The sequence below is a fragment of the Kribbella sp. genome (genome assembly GCF_035687465.1).
GTDB lineage: Bacteria > Actinomycetota > Actinomycetes > Propionibacteriales > Kribbellaceae > Kribbella.
This window is the reverse complement of the sequence record NZ_DASRXP010000052.1, coordinates 1-14450: the sequence shown is the minus strand read 5'-3', so window position 1 is coordinate 14450 and position 14450 is coordinate 1. Positions and strand designations below refer to the sequence as shown.

Below are 14450 nucleotides of genomic sequence, written 5' to 3'. Positions count from 1 at the left end.
CGGCCCCAAGGCCCGGTCGGCGTAACCGGACCCACGGGGGCGGTCGGCGCTCCGGGCCCGAAGGGGGAGGCGGGGCCGACCGGACCCAGTACGGCGTACTTCCAGGCGCCGCGCACGACGTTCCTGCCCAGCTTCACGACGACCACGGTGGCTGAGCTGTCGTTGCCTGCCGGGTCATATGTCGTGACCGGTAAGGCTCAGATCGACAACACCAGCGATGACAAGAACGCTGCCACCTGTCAGCTGAACGAGGGATTGGACTCTATGTATGTACCCCTCGAGCCAACGTTTGGCGTCGGCGGCGTCAGTTTGGAGGCGGCCCTGGTACTGACCGAGCCGGGCACGGCCACCTTCAGTTGCCGGCCGGGCGGCACTGCCAGCGCCCTCCACGTGCGGCTTACCGCGATCAAGGTTGGCGAGATTCGGACGCAGTAGGCGCGCAAAGGATGTGGCCGAGTGCTGCGTCGGTTAGGCCTCGATGGTCTTCGTCTGGTCGATCGGGGTCATCGTGTGCCGCGGCCGATCGCTAGCCGGGTGTCCCGTCGTGCTCGCTCATTCGGGCGACGCGCTGGGCTTGTCCGGTGTGAATATCGTCTACCCACTCCCAGCCGGCCTTAGCTGATGGGCCGAGCCGCGGGTCGCTGGGAGCCTGGCCGTCACGCAAGGCGTGCAGGTACGCGCGATCCTGGTCGATCCGTGTGCGTACCTGATCAACGTCGCCGACGGACCCGTGACCGGGGATGAGGACATCAACGTCGTCCGCCACATCCTCAAGCAGCCGCAGCCCGACAAGGTAGTCCTCAATCGCGTCAGTGGTGTTGTCGAGCATCGGTATCAGGACATCAGAAAGCATGTCTCCGGCGACGAGAACCCCGCGTTCCTCGATCAACAGCGCTGCATGGCCCGGGGCATGCGCCGGATGCTCGATGATCCGGACGGCAGGGCCATCCCACGGAATCTGCGCAGTTTCCGCAGGCAGACCGGTGATGAGGCCGAACAGGTCCAGCGGTACCTCGCCGGCGATCTCCGGCGGCAACCCCTCGGCGACGTGGGTCTTCCAGTCCGCGTTCGACCGCACTTCCCGCATAAAGTCTGCACAGCGGGCCGTACCGTAACGGGGCGCTTCGCCGAGCGCGGGGTGCCATAGCACGTGATCCCAATCAGGATGCGTCGCGAAGCCTGCCACAACAGGCTGGCCCAACTCGCGAAGGTCGTTCGCGAGACAGGCCATTTCGTCGCCTGTTAGCCCAGGGTCGACGAGCAACACGCCGGCCCGGCCTTGCACGACAACGGCGTTGTTCTCGAGTAACTCGCTCTGGTGGACCAGCACACCCTCTGCGACCTGCCTCAGCACGGGCCCCACCTTCCGCTTGTGGTTTGCCATCGTTGTCGCCCGGTCTCGTAGAGGAAGCGGCCGCTCTCTTCTCCTGCCTGCAAGGCATCTGCTACAGCCTGAGCTTCATCCGGCCCGCATGAGAGGCCGATGAGCTTGGTGCTGTACGGCTCGATGAGGCAGCCAAGGGGGCCGAACTCGTTCGCTAGTTCTTGGACGGCACTGTCGGTTGTACTCGCGGGAAGCCAGACGCGAAAGGTGTAGTTCCCACTGTCCTTGGTGATGCCCGTTGCGACGAGCGGTCCCTCCGCGGAGGCGACGACTGAAAGTTCGTCGCCGTAGTTGACGTCATAGGCGAAGAAGGGGACGGCTCGAACCTCGACCCTGTTATCACTCGCCCCTCTGTGCGCCGCCAAGCCTTCCCAGACCTGCACGTCGTCAGATTCCGCTGGCAGAGCAAGCCAGACTGTCGCATCCGCAGACACGGACCCCGGAACCGGTACGAGCTGCCCGTCCACGAGCCGGCCGGTTGGAGAAGGGTGCTCCTTGTACTGGTGATCCACAGAAGCACCCTAGGACAGGGAGCCGTCATGTTCTGCCTACATCGTCCTCGACGACCGCCGGTGCCTGAAGCGGGTAGTCAGCGGAGTGTGGCGAGGTTGATGGCCTCGGCCATTGCACGGTAGCCCGCATCCGACGGGTGCAGGTGGTCGCCCGAGTCGTACGGCGGGTTGATCCGTTGTGGGTCGGCCGGGTCACGCACCACGGCGTCGAAGTCGACGACGGCGTCGAAGTCGTCACTCGTGCGGATGAACTCGTTCACGGACTGCCGGACGGTCTCCCTTTCCTCGGTGTAGGAGCGCCATCCCTTGATCGGCGTGATGGTTCCGACGACGACACGCAGGCCCTGTGCGTGTGCCTGGGCGGCCATCTGCCGCAGGGCGAGCTTCAGGGTCTCCGGGTCGGGGTGTTCTAGGTTGAGGATGTCGTTGACGCCCTCGAGCATGATCACCGTGCGCGCCCCGGACGTGGTCAGCATGTCCCGGGACAGGCGGGCGAACGCGTTCGGGCCACCGATCCCGGTTCCCGTGCTGCTGTCCAGGATCCGGTTGCCGCTGATGCCGCTGTTGACCACGCCGAGCCTGGTCGGTCCCGGCTCGGCGGCGAGCCGGTCCGCGAGGACATCGGGCCACCGCAGGTTCGCGTTGATGGTCGACTTGTCCCCGTCGGTGATCGAATCGCCGAAGGTCACCACCGCGCCGCGCGCAGAAGTAGACCGGACGTCTACGGCCGTCACGTAGTACCACGCCGAGGTCGGCTGGGTGAATGCCGTGCCCTGCTCGTCCGCCGCGTGGTCGCCGTCCGCGGTGATGAACGACGTCTGGTACGAACGCGGGTGCTCGGTCACTGGGCCGGACGGCGCCGGGGTGTAGACGGTCACCAGCAAGTCCCCGTCTGCCGGCACGGCAAGGGAAATCGGGTCGCTGAGCACCTCGCTGCCGGCTGGGATGGTCACCGATGGCGCGCCGCTGAAGGTCAGCTCGCGCATCGTGCCGGCGACCGCGTCCGGTGCGTCGGGCCTGGTCGCCACCGCCACCGTCGTCCGTCCCATCAGGACCGGCACTGTGCCGAGCGCGTTGGACAGGCGCACGCGAGCTGCGTCGCCACCCACGCTGGTGTGCACCACGTTGCGGATCGAGTGGTTCGGCATGCCCTGGTCGGCACCGGGTGTCGTCCGCGCCATAGCCGTCTGCCAGGTGCCGACCCAGTGGCCGGGCGGGCGATTGTCCAGCTTGTCCAGGTCAACGGCCGCCGCCATCGCCTGGTAACCGGCGTCCTTCGGGTGTAGATGGTCGCCGGAGTCGTACTCCGCCCGCAAGCGGTTCGGCACCGCGGGGTCCCGCAGCGCGACGTCGAAGTCGGCCACCGCGTCGAACGTGCCGCTGTGGCGGATGAAGTTGTTGACCGCCTGCCGCACGCCTTCTAGTTCCTCGGTGTAGTTGCTCGACCCGCCGAACGGCGTGAGCGTGCCACCGGTGACTTGCAGTCCCTTCGCCTTGGCCTGAGCCGCAATCTGGCCCAGCGCCGCGATGATCTCCGATGGCTCGTGGTGCTGCGGCGGGGCGCCGATGTCGTTGATTCCCAGCATGACGACCACCGAGCGCGCGCCGGTCGCGGTCAGCACGTCACGGTCCAACCTGGAGAGTGCGTTGGGGTTCCAGGTGTTGTTGAGCAACCGGTTCGAGCTGATGCCGGCGTTGACCACGCCGAGCCGCGTCGGCCCGTGCGCGGCGATCAGCCGGTCGGCCAGGTAGTCCGGCCAGCGGTGGTTCGCGTTCCGAGTCGAGTTGTTCCCGTCGGTGATCGAGTCGCCGAGCGTGACCACCGTGCCCTTGGCCTTTCCCAGAACGTCCACGCCGCTCACGTACGGCCAGAAGGTGATCGTCTGGGTGAACGCTGCGCCGGACTCCTCGGCCGCGTGGTCACCGTTCTGCGACAGGTACGAGGTCTGGTTGGCCACCTGGTGGTAGGTCACCGGCCCGGACGAGATCGGGGTGTACACGCTGACCAGGAGGTCGCCATCTTCCGGTACGGCAAGGGAAATCGGGTCGCTCAGCACCTCGCCGCCGACCGGGATGGTCACCGACGGCGCGCCGCCGAAGGTGAGCGTTCGCATCGTGCCCGCGACCGCGTCCGGCGCGTCGGGCGCATCGGCGACCGCGACCGTCACCGCGTCCATCCGCACCGCCGCGATGCCGAGGACGTTGGTCAGTGAGACCCGCACACCCGAACCACCAACGCTGGTGTGCACGACGTTGCGGATGCTCCGGTCCGCATATCCGGTGGGGAGGTTGGGCACGGTGCCGGACGCCGAGGCCGACCAGGTACCGGCCCAGTCATGCCGCGGTGCCGTCGACTGGGCGTCCTGGCCGGCCGCGGAGGCCGGGCTTGTCAGGCCGAGTACCAGTGCGAGCACGGTGCCGGCGGTTAGCGTCATTCTCCGGACGTAGGACATGGGATCTCCTCGCAGTCGTGAACGAGTTTCCCTTCCGACCCCGTCGCAGTCAATAGTTGTCCGGCGTCGGCGAGGACGCCGCCGTGGGTCGGGGCGAACCGGCCACCTCGCCGAGACTCACTCAGCGAGGTACTCGTGGATGAGCTGGATGGCGACGGCTCCTTCGCCGACGGCGGACGCGACCCGCTTGACCGATCGGTGCCGTACGTCGCCGGCCGCGAAGACGCCGGGAACGCTGGTCTCGAGCAACATCGGAGCGCGCTCGAGCGGCCAGTCGGCCGGCGGTGCGCCAGCCCGGACCAGGTCGCGCCCGGTGATGATGAAGCCTCGGTCGTCACGTTCCACGGACCCGCTGAGCCATTCCGTGTGGGGCTCGGCGCCGATCATCAGGAACAACGCGGAGGCGGGCACGACCTCGGTTGCGTCGCTGGACAGGTTGTGGAGCGTGAGGGTCTCGAGGTACCCCCGGCCACCGCCGTCGACTATCTCGGTCCGGTGCCGCACCTGGATGTTCGATGACTTCTCGATCTCGGTCACGAGATAGTCGGACATGGATCTGCCGAGCGAGTCGCCCCGGACAAGCATCGTCACCGTCTCGGCGTACTTGGCGAGGTGAAGCGCGGCCTGGCCTGCCGAGTTTCCGGCGCCCACCAAGAAGACGTTCCGGCCCGCCATCGCCCGCGCCTCGGCTCCGGCGGCGCCGTAAAAGACACCCGCTCCGATCAGGTTCTCCAGCGATGGCAGGCCGAGGCGCTTCCAGGAAACGCCGGTTGCGATGACGACCGCGCGTGCGCTCACCTGGCTCCCGTCGGAGGTCCGCACCAGTCGCTCTGCTCCGCTGATGCCCAGCCAGGTCGCCTCCTGCGACAGCACGAGGTCAGCACCGAACAGCCATGCCTGCTCGACCGCGCGGTTGGTCAGGTCCTCGCCACTGATGCCACGCTGGAACCCGAGGTAGTTGCGGATCAGCGAGCTGGTTCCTGCCTGCCCGCCCGGCACCACAGGTTCAAGGATCAGTGTCTCCAGGCCCTCGGACGCTGCGTACACGGCGGCGGCGAGACCGGCGGGGCCGGCCCCGATGATGACGACGTCGTACCTGCTGACGTCGGGCCGGGTCTTCAGGCCGAGGGTGGCCATCAGTTCCGCGTGCGATGGGTCGGCGAGAACAGTCCCGTCGAGATATACGACCACGGGCAGCCGGGAGCCGTCCGCGCCCGCCTCTCGCAGAACGCGCCGGCCGGCTTCGGAGTCATCGTCGTAGAACCAGTACGGGATGCCTACTCGGGTGAGGACGTCGCGGATCTCGTGCGCACGGGCTGATCGCGGCCGCCCGACGATACGGAGCGCGACCGAGTCCGGCTCGCGGGACTTGTCCCAGGCCGCGAGAAACTCGGACACAGCCGGGTACAGGATGCGTTCCAACGGGTACCACGGCTTGTACAGGTGGTAGTCGATCAGCCCGAGCGCCATCGCCGAAACAGCCGGATGCGCCGCCGACCAGTCGCCGCGGTCGATCATCAGGACGCGCTTGGCCGACGGGAAGATCGCATGCGCTTGGCTGAGCACCTCCACGCCCGACTGGTCGGGCGCGTTCTGGGCCGCGAACAGTACTGCGACCTCCGCCGCGCCGGCCGCCAGCTCTGCGAGCATGGTCAGCGCCGTACCCGCGGAGGCGGCGCCGAGTATGCGGTAGTCCGCGCCGAACCGCCGGCGAAGATCCTCGGTCAATGCGTCCAGTACCGTGCGGTCGTTCGCCACGATGAAGAAGATCGACTTCGGCATTTCCCCCACCCCCAAGACGCACTCTGCCGTCCGGGCCGATCATCTGTCCATCCCGCCCACCGGCCGTGGATCGCCATCGCCCGCTGACTTCGCGAATGACGGGCCGGGGACCACGAACAATCGCGCAGCCGAGTTCCGGGATCTAAGGCCGATGCGCCTATTTCTGAGGTGGTGTGCCCGATGTGGCTGTGTGGGCTGTGAGCCGACCGTGAGATGAAGCGGCGATCCCGTCGCAGCAACCCTCAGGGGAGGAATCATGAACCACAAGTACTCAGCCCTCGCACTGGCCGCACTCGCGATGGGCGCCGTCGCCCTCAGCACGACCGAGGCTTCGGCGATGGTGAAGGATCCAGGCAGCAGATCCACTACTGGTCCGGCAAGCCCACACGACTGGCCGGACGAGGGCTCTGGCTACCCAGGGTTCGGAGCCACGAGCGAGGAATCCAACAACCCGGGCCTTCCTCTCAACCAGGTCGCCGCTCTGGAGGCGTCGAGTTCGTCGGACGAGAACGAGTTCCAGGGTGTCCAGCTGGGAGCCTCGGCGCTCGGCGGTGCAGGTGTCGCCTTCGGCGGTATGTGGCTGTATCGGCGTCGCAACCTGCTGGCCGGCTAGCTCGGCCGCCGGGATTGTCGCGAGAGGAGGTGGTGACCGATGTTGACTGTCGAGCTGGTGATCCTTGCCGGGGTGGCGGTGGTGGTGGTCGGCCTACTGGTTCTAGCCGGCTGGTTTGGCGGGCGTCACGAAGGGCCGGACCCGGGCAGCGAGTTCGCAACCTGGCGCCCGGTGGACGCCGAGGTGATCTCGATGTTGCGTGCGGGCAATCGCACGTTCCTGTTGGTCCGCTTCTCGGTGGGGACCTCGCTCATTCAGAACGATGTGCAGTATCCGCTGCCTGGCGCGGTGCCGCACGTCGGACAACGAGTCCCGATCATGTACGACCCCGCGGCGCCGGCACGAGTGGTGTTCGACCTGCGGGCGCCGGTCGAACTGGATCGGCGCGCCACGCTGGCCGGCTAGGTGGCAGTACGTCGTACCTGCGCGCGCAGGTACGACGTACGGCAAGTCCCGTCAGTGATTGCGACCGGTGGCTAGCCGCTCAGCAAGTGCTGCCGCCTCCACCCGACTTGAGGTGCCGGTCTTCCGCAGGATGCTGGAGACATGGACGCTGACGGTCTTGTTGCTGATCACCAGTTCCTTGGCGATCTCACCGTTCGATCGCCCGGCCACGAGAAAGGCCAGGATTTCCCGCTCGCGGACAGTGAGTCCTGCCAACGCGGCGGGAATGTCGGGGGATGCCGGCAGCGGCACGGGTACACGAAGGTTGACGCGTGCGAGCCGGGCAAGGGCCTCGATCTGATGCCGGAATGGCTCCGCTCCGAGTTGGACCGCGCGCCGATGGGCGTTCAGGAGATGCTCGCTCACCTTCGATGCCGCTGACCCTTCGGCGAGCATGGCCTCCGCACAGCGCAAGCGCGAGGTAGCTTCCTCCCAGGGCGCTCCCGCCGCCTGACTCTTCTCGACGGCGCGCTGCCATAGTTCCGCCTGGCCGACTGTTCCCTTGCAGCGGGCAACCGCTGCCTCGAACAGGGCCTTGGCCATGGCATGGTCCGCGACATCCGGCCGGGGCGTCGTGAACGGCTCCACCGGCCACCTGCCGAGGACGTCCTCGAGAGCAGCGATCGCCTGCGCCACACCGTGGGCGTCACCGGTATCTCGGGCGGCCTGGGCGGTTTCGGCGGCGGCGTTGGCGAACAACGCGAGGACGTCCTCGCGGTAGTTCGGCCTCGCGGCAGTAGGTACGACGATCCGGCTGTGGAGCCATTGCAGCGCCTTCCCCGGTTCGCCGGACGCGAGGAAGATCTCCGCGCCGACAATTGTCAGGGAACCGCGAAGTGCCGCGAAGTCCTCGGCGATCAGCTCGAGAGCCCGGTTCAAGTGCTGCTTGGCCTCCGGAAGACGGCCGGATCTGGCCGCCAACTGTGCCGCCACCAGCCGGATCGATGCGGCGGGAATGCCACCACAGCCCGCAGCCAAGGCCGTCCGCAGCAGCTCTCGGCAATCGTCCCAACGGCCCAGGATCAGCAACCCGATCGCGGCCTCCGAGGCGAGGTAATAGCCCCACTCCGAGCCCGCCACAAGGAGATCCTCGAACGCCTCCTGCGCCACGGCAGTGGCCTCGTCGATCCGGCCGAGGTGGGTCAGGCACTTGACCTGCAACGTCGCGGCGTCCTCCAGCCATTCTGTGGAGCCGCACGACCGCGCAAGACGCACTGCCTCCAGCGCGTCGGCCAACGGGCCCGCCGGGAAGTCCTGGAGGTGGGCGAGGCCGCGGGTGCTGAGAGCGGCCGCGAGTGCCAGCTGGGACCCAGATCGTCGCGCGGCCCGCACGGCTTCCTCTGAGTGGGTCACCGCTTCGCCGAGCAGTGAGTCCGAGTGCTCAGCGTTTGCCAATCCCGCTAGCGCCAGCGCGCGCTCAGGGCTGTCAGGGAACGCCTCTGTGAGCCGAACCGCCTCGACGAGTTCGTCGAGGACCGCTTTTCCGGCTGCCGAGCGTTGATAGGTCGCTTTCCACCACGCGAGCAGCAGGCTGCTGGTCAGGAGTGGCTGGCGATCCCTGTCGATCAGGGTCAGTGCCTGGTCAAGCAGGGAGATGGCCGAGTCGAGCCTTCCGGCGTTTCCGCAGATCCGGCTGGTTCGGCGGAGCAGATCCACGTGTTGGCCCGATGAGCCCCGCACGTTCGGTGACACCTCGTCCCACAACGAGCAGGCGCGCTCCAAGTGGAGTGCCTCCTCGGTCGAGGCGTGCAATTCCGCCGCGTTGTCGGCCGCGGCCAACGACCAGCGGTAGGCGTCGTCGAGTCTGCCGGCGCGATGATTGTGAATTGCCAGGTCGGCTGCGCCGCGCGTGGGCTGTCCAGCGGACAGCCGCTCGAGCGAGCGCACATAGGTCGTGTGGATGCCCGCGGCCTCGCCGGGCGGCATGGCGTCGTACAGGACCTCGGCAAGCAGCGGGTGGCGGAACCAGGGCCGATGGTCGCCATCGTGTCGTACGACGCCGTGGTCCTGCGCTTCCGTCAGGCAGTCGGATAGCAGTGTGGGTTCGACGCCGTGTTCGGCGGCCACGCCGGCAAGAACCGCGAGGTCAATCGGGCGGCCGCCGACCGCGAGTACCCGGGTCACCTGGCGCGCTGAGGCAGACAGGCCGTGCCAGCTGGCGAGCAGCGCGTCGCGAAGAGCGGCAGGTGCCGTCGCTGGGAGATCTGCCTCATCCCCGGTCAGAGGGCCGACCAGGAGTTCAGTGAGGTAGGGATTGCCGGCCGAACGCGCGTGGACCTGGGCTGCGAGTTCGATGTCCACCGCGCGACCGAGCAGGCCCTGGATCTGAGTCTCGGTCGCTGCCAGGTCTAGTCGGTCCAGGTGGATCTCTGTGAACAGTGGCATGCGACGCATGTCGGCGAGCCAGCCGTGCAGCGGATGGCCCTCACCTCGGTGCTCATCTCGACAGGTCGCGACCAGTGCTAGGCGCTGGTCGCGGAACCCGGTGATCAGATAGGCCAGCACGTCCAGCGAGGTACGGTCCGCCCACTGCAGGTCGTCGATCACCACCACGGCGGGCCGCCGGTCGGCGATGCGGTTTAACACCAGGTCGATCAGCGGCAGCAGCCGTCCCGGTTCCCCCGACGTGGCGCCGCCGAGCGACGGCAGCAGCGTGCCGAGCTCACCAGCCCCGGCCAGAACCTCGGCGCGCGTCCGAGCGTCTGCCCGTGCAAGCCACGACTGAATCGCACCGGTCACCGGCGCGAACGGAACCGACGCCTCACCGAAGTGCACGCAGGTCCCCCAGAGCACCTGGATATTGGCGTCCATGCTGTCGCAGGTGTCTCGGACCAGCCGTGTCTTGCCTGCGCCGGCCTCGCCGTGGACCACGACTGCACACGGATGACCACCCGCGGCCGCCTTCAGAGCATCCGCGAGAAGTCGCTGCTCGTCGCCCCGGCCTACGAGCCGAGGATTCGGCCGTACTTGCGCCGCCCCCATCCACTCAGTGTCCACCTGGCGACCCCAGGCAGGCCATGTCATGACCGGCCTAATCGCACCGAACTCGACAATCTCGACGGATTGCCTGATGCGAAGGGTCGTGCAGGGGGCACTGACGAACGCTGGTGGTTAGCCGCGGAGTTCTGGTGGGCGGATCGGGCTGGCTTCGGCTAGGGCCTTGCGGACGCCGTCGGCATCGAGGTTGGTGCCGTAGGCGGGGGTTCCGGGCTGCTGGCGCCAGGAGTCGGCGAGGCTGCCGGCGTCGATTGGGTCGAAGCCGAGGTCGTCGACGAGCCGCAGTACCTTTGCCTTGGCTTCTTCGTTGTCACCGGCAACGGGTAGCGCGATCCGCCCCGGCTCGCCGGGCGCGACGCCGAGGTCCAGCAAGTGCTGGAAGTTGATGTTGTTGAAGGCCTTGTTCACTGGCTGACCGAGCTGCTCGGCTACCCAGCCGCTCTCGGTCAGGCCCTCGTCCTCGATGCCTGCGATCCGCCCGTCGCGCTGCGGGTAGTAGTTGTTGGTGTCGATTACCGCGTATCCCTCTGCGGCGTTGTCGAACAGGTCTTTCGGCAGTCCGGGGACCGCCTTCTCCGGAATCGTCACGATGACGATCTCGGCGCCCTTGGCAACGTCTCCGACCTGGACCGGAGTCGCTCCGGTCTCGGCCTGTAGGTCGAGCAGCGTCTCCGGACCCCGCGAGTTCACCACGGAGACCTCGTGCCCGAGGGCCGTCAGGCGCCGGGTGAGGGTGCCGCCGATGCGACCTGAACCAATGATGCCGATCTTCACTGTTGCTCCTGGTAAGTAGCTGATACTCAGCTACAACGCCAAAACGGCCCTCGATAATCCACCGGGCTCGTCAGCGATCCCCACAGCCGCGGCGGTCATCGGCGCTGTAGCCGTAGCCAGGCTCACCTGTCGGACCGGCTCGGCGGGTCATCGTCTCGGTCTGGCCGGGGTCGATCGCGCTGACCTAGCTCTTGGAGGTGCCGGAGCCGTTGGGCTTCTGTGAAAGCGGCCAGCAGTTCGGCATCCGTGAGCTTTGGCTCTATCGCGTCGGCGATGCGCGGATTGTAAGGCTCGGGCTCATCCGCTCCTTGCGGATTGACAGCTCCTGGGCTCTCCGGTGCAGCTTCCGGTGCGGCCGAGCGTTCCTCGTCCGAGCGCATCAGCTCATCGAGGTCTAGGCCGGCTCCGTGCAGGAGCCTCCGGGCTTGGGCGATAGCATCGTCTCGGTCGTACGCATCCGGGTTTGGCAGATCGGGGCTGACACCCCTGTGATCTGAGGATCTGGTAGGCGAGCAGGCAGAGCGGGCCCCTATCCACACGTCGAGCGGATTCTGGAAGGTCAGTCGGTCGATCCACAGTGCCTTGGCTGGCCGGTCCGCCTCCTGACCGGTGCCTGAGAAGTAGCCGCCGGCGATGTCGTCGGCTGCCACTGCAGCGGCCTGAACAGAGCGAAGCAACGTCAGAACTTCTTCGATGCTTTCAATCGAGGCCTGCGGACCTATGTTCTTCCGGACCAGGATCCGCCAGCGCTCAAGTCCCTCTGGGGGAGCGCGACCTGTCTGGCAGTTCCTCGACGAACGGGATCTTGCTGACGCACTGGTGGTATTGCTCGATTGCCTCCTCCACTGAGAGGTGTCCGAATTGGAGGGATGTCATCACACCCTCGAGCTCCGCACTGCAGACCTCTGCGGCAGTGACGCGGGCTGCGAGGTCCTGAGATTTGCTGAGGTTACTGGAAATGACCGCCACCAATGAGACGATCAACGCGGCCAGACAGAGAGGTCTCCAAACATTCGCACTGCTACTCAGTGACAATTCTCGTTTGACGCTGTCTGTGAATGGCGGACCCGCGAGTGCCGGACCTGCCACGAAAACGGCCGCCATCGCGCTACTGACGATGCTGATGTTGGTCAGTCGATTGCGGCGCGGTCGGACTTCGTGCAGAAAGGCAGCGATGCCCGCCCGTCGAGTTTCGATTTGCGCCCGCAACTCCGCACGGACTCTAGGTTGGTCGGACATCCCGTCTCCTGCCTTCCCGGGCCGGCCGGGTCCGCGATCAACGGCGGCCGGCGCAGGGGCCAGGCCGTGGAACAGTCGCAGAGCCCGGCGATGGCGGCTCCGTCATCCCTGCGAGTCTTGCACCGCCACTTCACTTCCGCCAGCCGCCAGCTGCATAAAGAGGATTCACGCTCACCTGGCCAAGTAATACACTGAGGAGTGCTTTCGCTTGGGCGGTGGCATTGCGCCACGCAGCTAAACATGGTGCGCGGAACGATCAAATGTTTGCTGTAAAGGGTCGCCGAGCACCGTGGGGACGGAACGCGCTGTGCCGGGCGAGTCAACCCGCAGTTTGGATGATCGGTGCTGCGTGAGCGGGGCCGTCTGAGTAGCCTCAGGTCTATGTCGTCCGTAAGCAGTCGCGCGCGGCGTTCGGACTGGGCCAGGTTGACCGAGCGCACCCTCGCCGAGCTGGATGCTTGCGAGCCCATCTACCGGCCGACCAACTTCTGGGGTCCCGGCGTGGTGCAGCTCCTCAAGGACATGGACACCGACGGCCTGGAGAAGTTCAAGAGCTGGCCGAACTCTCACACCTGGTTCTATCCGAAGTACGGCAACGGGTTCAGCAACGCCTCTATCGCCGCAACCTACAAGGCCGCAGCCCAGGTAAACCGCTGGGCGAGCGAGGGCTGGGTCGCCTCCGCGCTGAACGGCTCATTGGAGGCTCGCCGCGACTACGACGTTGCGGGCGTCTGCTGGAATCACCAGCGTTGGCCGGCGGATCTCCGCAATCTCGGTGAGAGCCCCGTCGGTACTCCGCCCCAGGCGTACCAGTTGAGCGGAATCGACGGCATCAGGTTCGGCCGGCCCTACGTCAACTACTTGATCCTGCTGGCTGCCCTGTCGAACCACGTCGAGGTCCCGCCGAAGAGCTTCCTCGAGATCGGTGGCGGCTTCGGCGTTCTCGGCGAGATCGTCCTCGCGCGCGATTCCGGTGCCCGGTACGTCGATATCGACATCCCGCCGCTGGTCACAGTCGCGTCGTACTACCTGACCCGGCTGTTCGGCACCGACCGGGTGGCGACGTACGACTCCTCGGTCGCGGCGAGTGGCCCGATCGAGGTGACGCGCTCGGGGGTGTTTCCGAGCTGGCGGATCGAGGATGTGCAGGGCGATTTCGACGTTTTCGTCAACTCGTTCTCGTTCCAGGAGATGGAGTTCGACGTGGTCGAGCGGTACGTCGGCGCGGTGTGCGCCAAAGGCGTCAGGTACGCCGTGTCGCTGAACTCCCGGGAGGGCACGTACAAGGCCGAGAAGGCAGGCGATCGAGGCTCAATGGAACCGGTCAAGTCGGCGGACATCGTCGGAATGTTCGAGAACCGCGGCTACACACTGGTCGGACAGTACGACGAACCGCTCGTCCACGACGGCCGCCAGGTGAACGTGCTGAAGAAGAACTGACGGCACCAGCTACCGGCCATATTCGGTAGCCATGGGCATCCCTTCCAGTGCCTTGTGAGTCGGGCACATCAGGCGCATGGTGGTCGTGTCAGGTGCCGCGGTTGCGCGCACCGGTGGAGGGGTGCAATGGGGGATGGACGACTCGCGATTCGCGCTCGTCGTGGCCAACGACCAGTACGCAGATCCTGGTTTGCGCCGACTGGCCGCACCGGCACAAGATGCGGCGGCCCTTGCTGAGGCGCTCGCTGATCCGGCGGTCGGTGACTTCGCGGTGGAGGTCCTGCACAACAAGTCGGCGCAGGAGATCCGCTTGGCGGTCGAGGATTTCTTCGCCGACCGAGCAGCCCAGGACCTGCTGTTGCTGCACTTCTCCTGCCACGGCCTGAAGAACGCGGCCGGCGAGTTGTTCCTGGCCATGGCCGACACCCGACCGACCCGGCTGGCGGCGACGGCGGTGGCGGCGGACTTCGTCAACCGGCAGATGGCAGACAGCCGCGCACAGCGGATCGCGTTGTTCCTGGACTGCTGTTACGGCGGAGCGTTCCCGCGCGGCATGGTCGTACGGGCGGCAGGAGAGGCGCAGGTCCGCGACGCCTTCGCCGGGCAGGAGAACGTGGGTGGCGGGCGCGGACGGGTGATCGTCACAGCGTCGAGCGCGATGGAGTACGCCTTCGAAGGCGCTCAGCTCGCGGTCACGGATCAGCCGAGGCCGTCGGTGTTCACTGGGGCAGTCGTGGATGGCCTCACCACTGGCGAAGCAGACCGCGACGGGGATGGCTGGGTCGGTCTCACCGAACTGGTCGGGTTCGTGA

At 66.8% G+C, this 14450-nt stretch carries 11 protein-coding genes and 1 pseudogene; 5 read left to right on the top strand and 7 right to left on the bottom strand.

What is annotated here, in order from left to right; all coding sequences use genetic code 11:
- Nucleotides 1-435, top strand: a pseudogene (locus tag VFG33_RS02680) (hypothetical protein); the annotation flags it as partial.
- A gap of 91 nt (nt 436-526) precedes the next feature.
- Here the strand turns inward: VFG33_RS02680 and VFG33_RS02675 are convergent.
- The 4 genes from VFG33_RS02675 to VFG33_RS02660 form a co-directional block, all read right to left on the bottom strand.
- The gene (locus VFG33_RS02675; protein WP_325021987.1) at nt 527-1354 is read right to left on the bottom strand and encodes an MBL fold metallo-hydrolase; all 828 of its coding nucleotides are present in this window, start codon (nt 1352-1354) and stop codon (nt 527-529) included.
- Nucleotides 1348-1896, bottom strand: a complete 549-nt coding sequence (locus tag VFG33_RS02670) for a DUF4265 domain-containing protein (protein ID WP_325021984.1) — start codon at nt 1894-1896, stop codon at nt 1348-1350. Before VFG33_RS02670 ends, VFG33_RS02675 begins: the two co-directional genes overlap by 7 nt.
- A 77-nt stretch (nt 1897-1973) precedes the next feature.
- Nucleotides 1974-4349 carry an SGNH/GDSL hydrolase family protein gene (locus VFG33_RS02665; RefSeq protein ID WP_325021982.1) on the bottom strand — a complete coding sequence of 792 codons (2376 nt, stop codon included), beginning with the start codon at nt 4347-4349 and terminating at the stop codon, nt 1974-1976.
- A 117-nt stretch (nt 4350-4466) separates the two neighbouring features.
- Nucleotides 4467-6131, bottom strand: coding sequence for an NAD(P)/FAD-dependent oxidoreductase (locus VFG33_RS02660; RefSeq protein ID WP_325021980.1), 1665 nt, complete (start codon nt 6129-6131; stop codon nt 4467-4469).
- A 256-nt stretch (nt 6132-6387) separates the two neighbouring features.
- Here VFG33_RS02660 and VFG33_RS02655 point away from each other — a divergent pair, with 256 nt between their 5' ends.
- Both VFG33_RS02655 and VFG33_RS02650 read left to right on the top strand, forming a co-directional pair.
- The gene (locus tag VFG33_RS02655; RefSeq protein WP_325021978.1) at nt 6388-6744 is read left to right on the top strand and encodes a hypothetical protein; all 357 of its coding nucleotides are present in this window, start codon (nt 6388-6390) and stop codon (nt 6742-6744) included.
- A 39-nt stretch (nt 6745-6783) separates the two neighbouring features.
- Nucleotides 6784-7149, top strand: coding sequence for a hypothetical protein (locus VFG33_RS02650; RefSeq protein WP_325021976.1), 366 nt, complete (start codon nt 6784-6786; stop codon nt 7147-7149).
- 51 nt (nt 7150-7200) lie between these two features.
- Here the strand turns inward: VFG33_RS02650 and VFG33_RS02645 are convergent, their stop codons facing one another.
- The 3 genes from VFG33_RS02645 to VFG33_RS02635 all read right to left on the bottom strand — a co-directional run bounded on the left by VFG33_RS02645 (nt 7201) and on the right by VFG33_RS02635 (nt 11609).
- Nucleotides 7201-10170 (bottom strand): helix-turn-helix transcriptional regulator, encoded by a 2970-nt coding sequence (locus VFG33_RS02645; protein WP_325021973.1) that lies wholly within the window; start codon nt 10168-10170, stop codon nt 7201-7203.
- A 129-nt stretch (nt 10171-10299) separates the two neighbouring features.
- Nucleotides 10300-10959 carry an NADPH-dependent F420 reductase gene (locus tag VFG33_RS02640; protein WP_325021971.1) on the bottom strand — a complete coding sequence of 220 codons (660 nt, stop codon included), beginning with the start codon at nt 10957-10959 and terminating at the stop codon, nt 10300-10302.
- A gap of 122 nt (nt 10960-11081) precedes the next feature.
- The gene (locus tag VFG33_RS02635; RefSeq protein WP_325021969.1) at nt 11082-11609 is read right to left on the bottom strand and encodes a hypothetical protein; all 528 of its coding nucleotides are present in this window, start codon (nt 11607-11609) and stop codon (nt 11082-11084) included.
- Nucleotides 11610-12579: 970 nt separating this feature from the next.
- Here VFG33_RS02635 and VFG33_RS02630 point away from each other — a divergent pair.
- Nucleotides 12580-13638, top strand: coding sequence for a putative sugar O-methyltransferase (locus VFG33_RS02630; RefSeq protein WP_325021967.1), 1059 nt, complete (start codon nt 12580-12582; stop codon nt 13636-13638).
- A gap of 133 nt (nt 13639-13771) precedes the next feature.
- On the top strand, nt 13772-14450 hold a 679-nt coding region (locus tag VFG33_RS02625; protein ID WP_325021964.1), incomplete at its 3' end, for a caspase family protein.

Coding starts and splice junctions, on each gene's coding strand:
- VFG33_RS02665 (WP_325021982.1), bottom strand. CDS start 4,349: ATGTCCTACGTCCGGAGAATGACGCTAACCGCCGGCACCGTGCTCGCA.
- VFG33_RS02660 (WP_325021980.1), bottom strand. CDS start 6,131: ATGCCGAAGTCGATCTTCTTCATCGTGGCGAACGACCGCACGGTACTG.
- VFG33_RS02655 (WP_325021978.1), top strand. CDS start 6,388: ATGAACCACAAGTACTCAGCCCTCGCACTGGCCGCACTCGCGATGGGC.
- VFG33_RS02650 (WP_325021976.1), top strand. CDS start 6,784: ATGTTGACTGTCGAGCTGGTGATCCTTGCCGGGGTGGCGGTGGTGGTG.
- VFG33_RS02645 (WP_325021973.1), bottom strand. CDS start 10,170: ATGGGGGCGGCGCAAGTACGGCCGAATCCTCGGCTCGTAGGCCGGGGC.
- VFG33_RS02630 (WP_325021967.1), top strand. CDS start 12,580: ATGTCGTCCGTAAGCAGTCGCGCGCGGCGTTCGGACTGGGCCAGGTTG.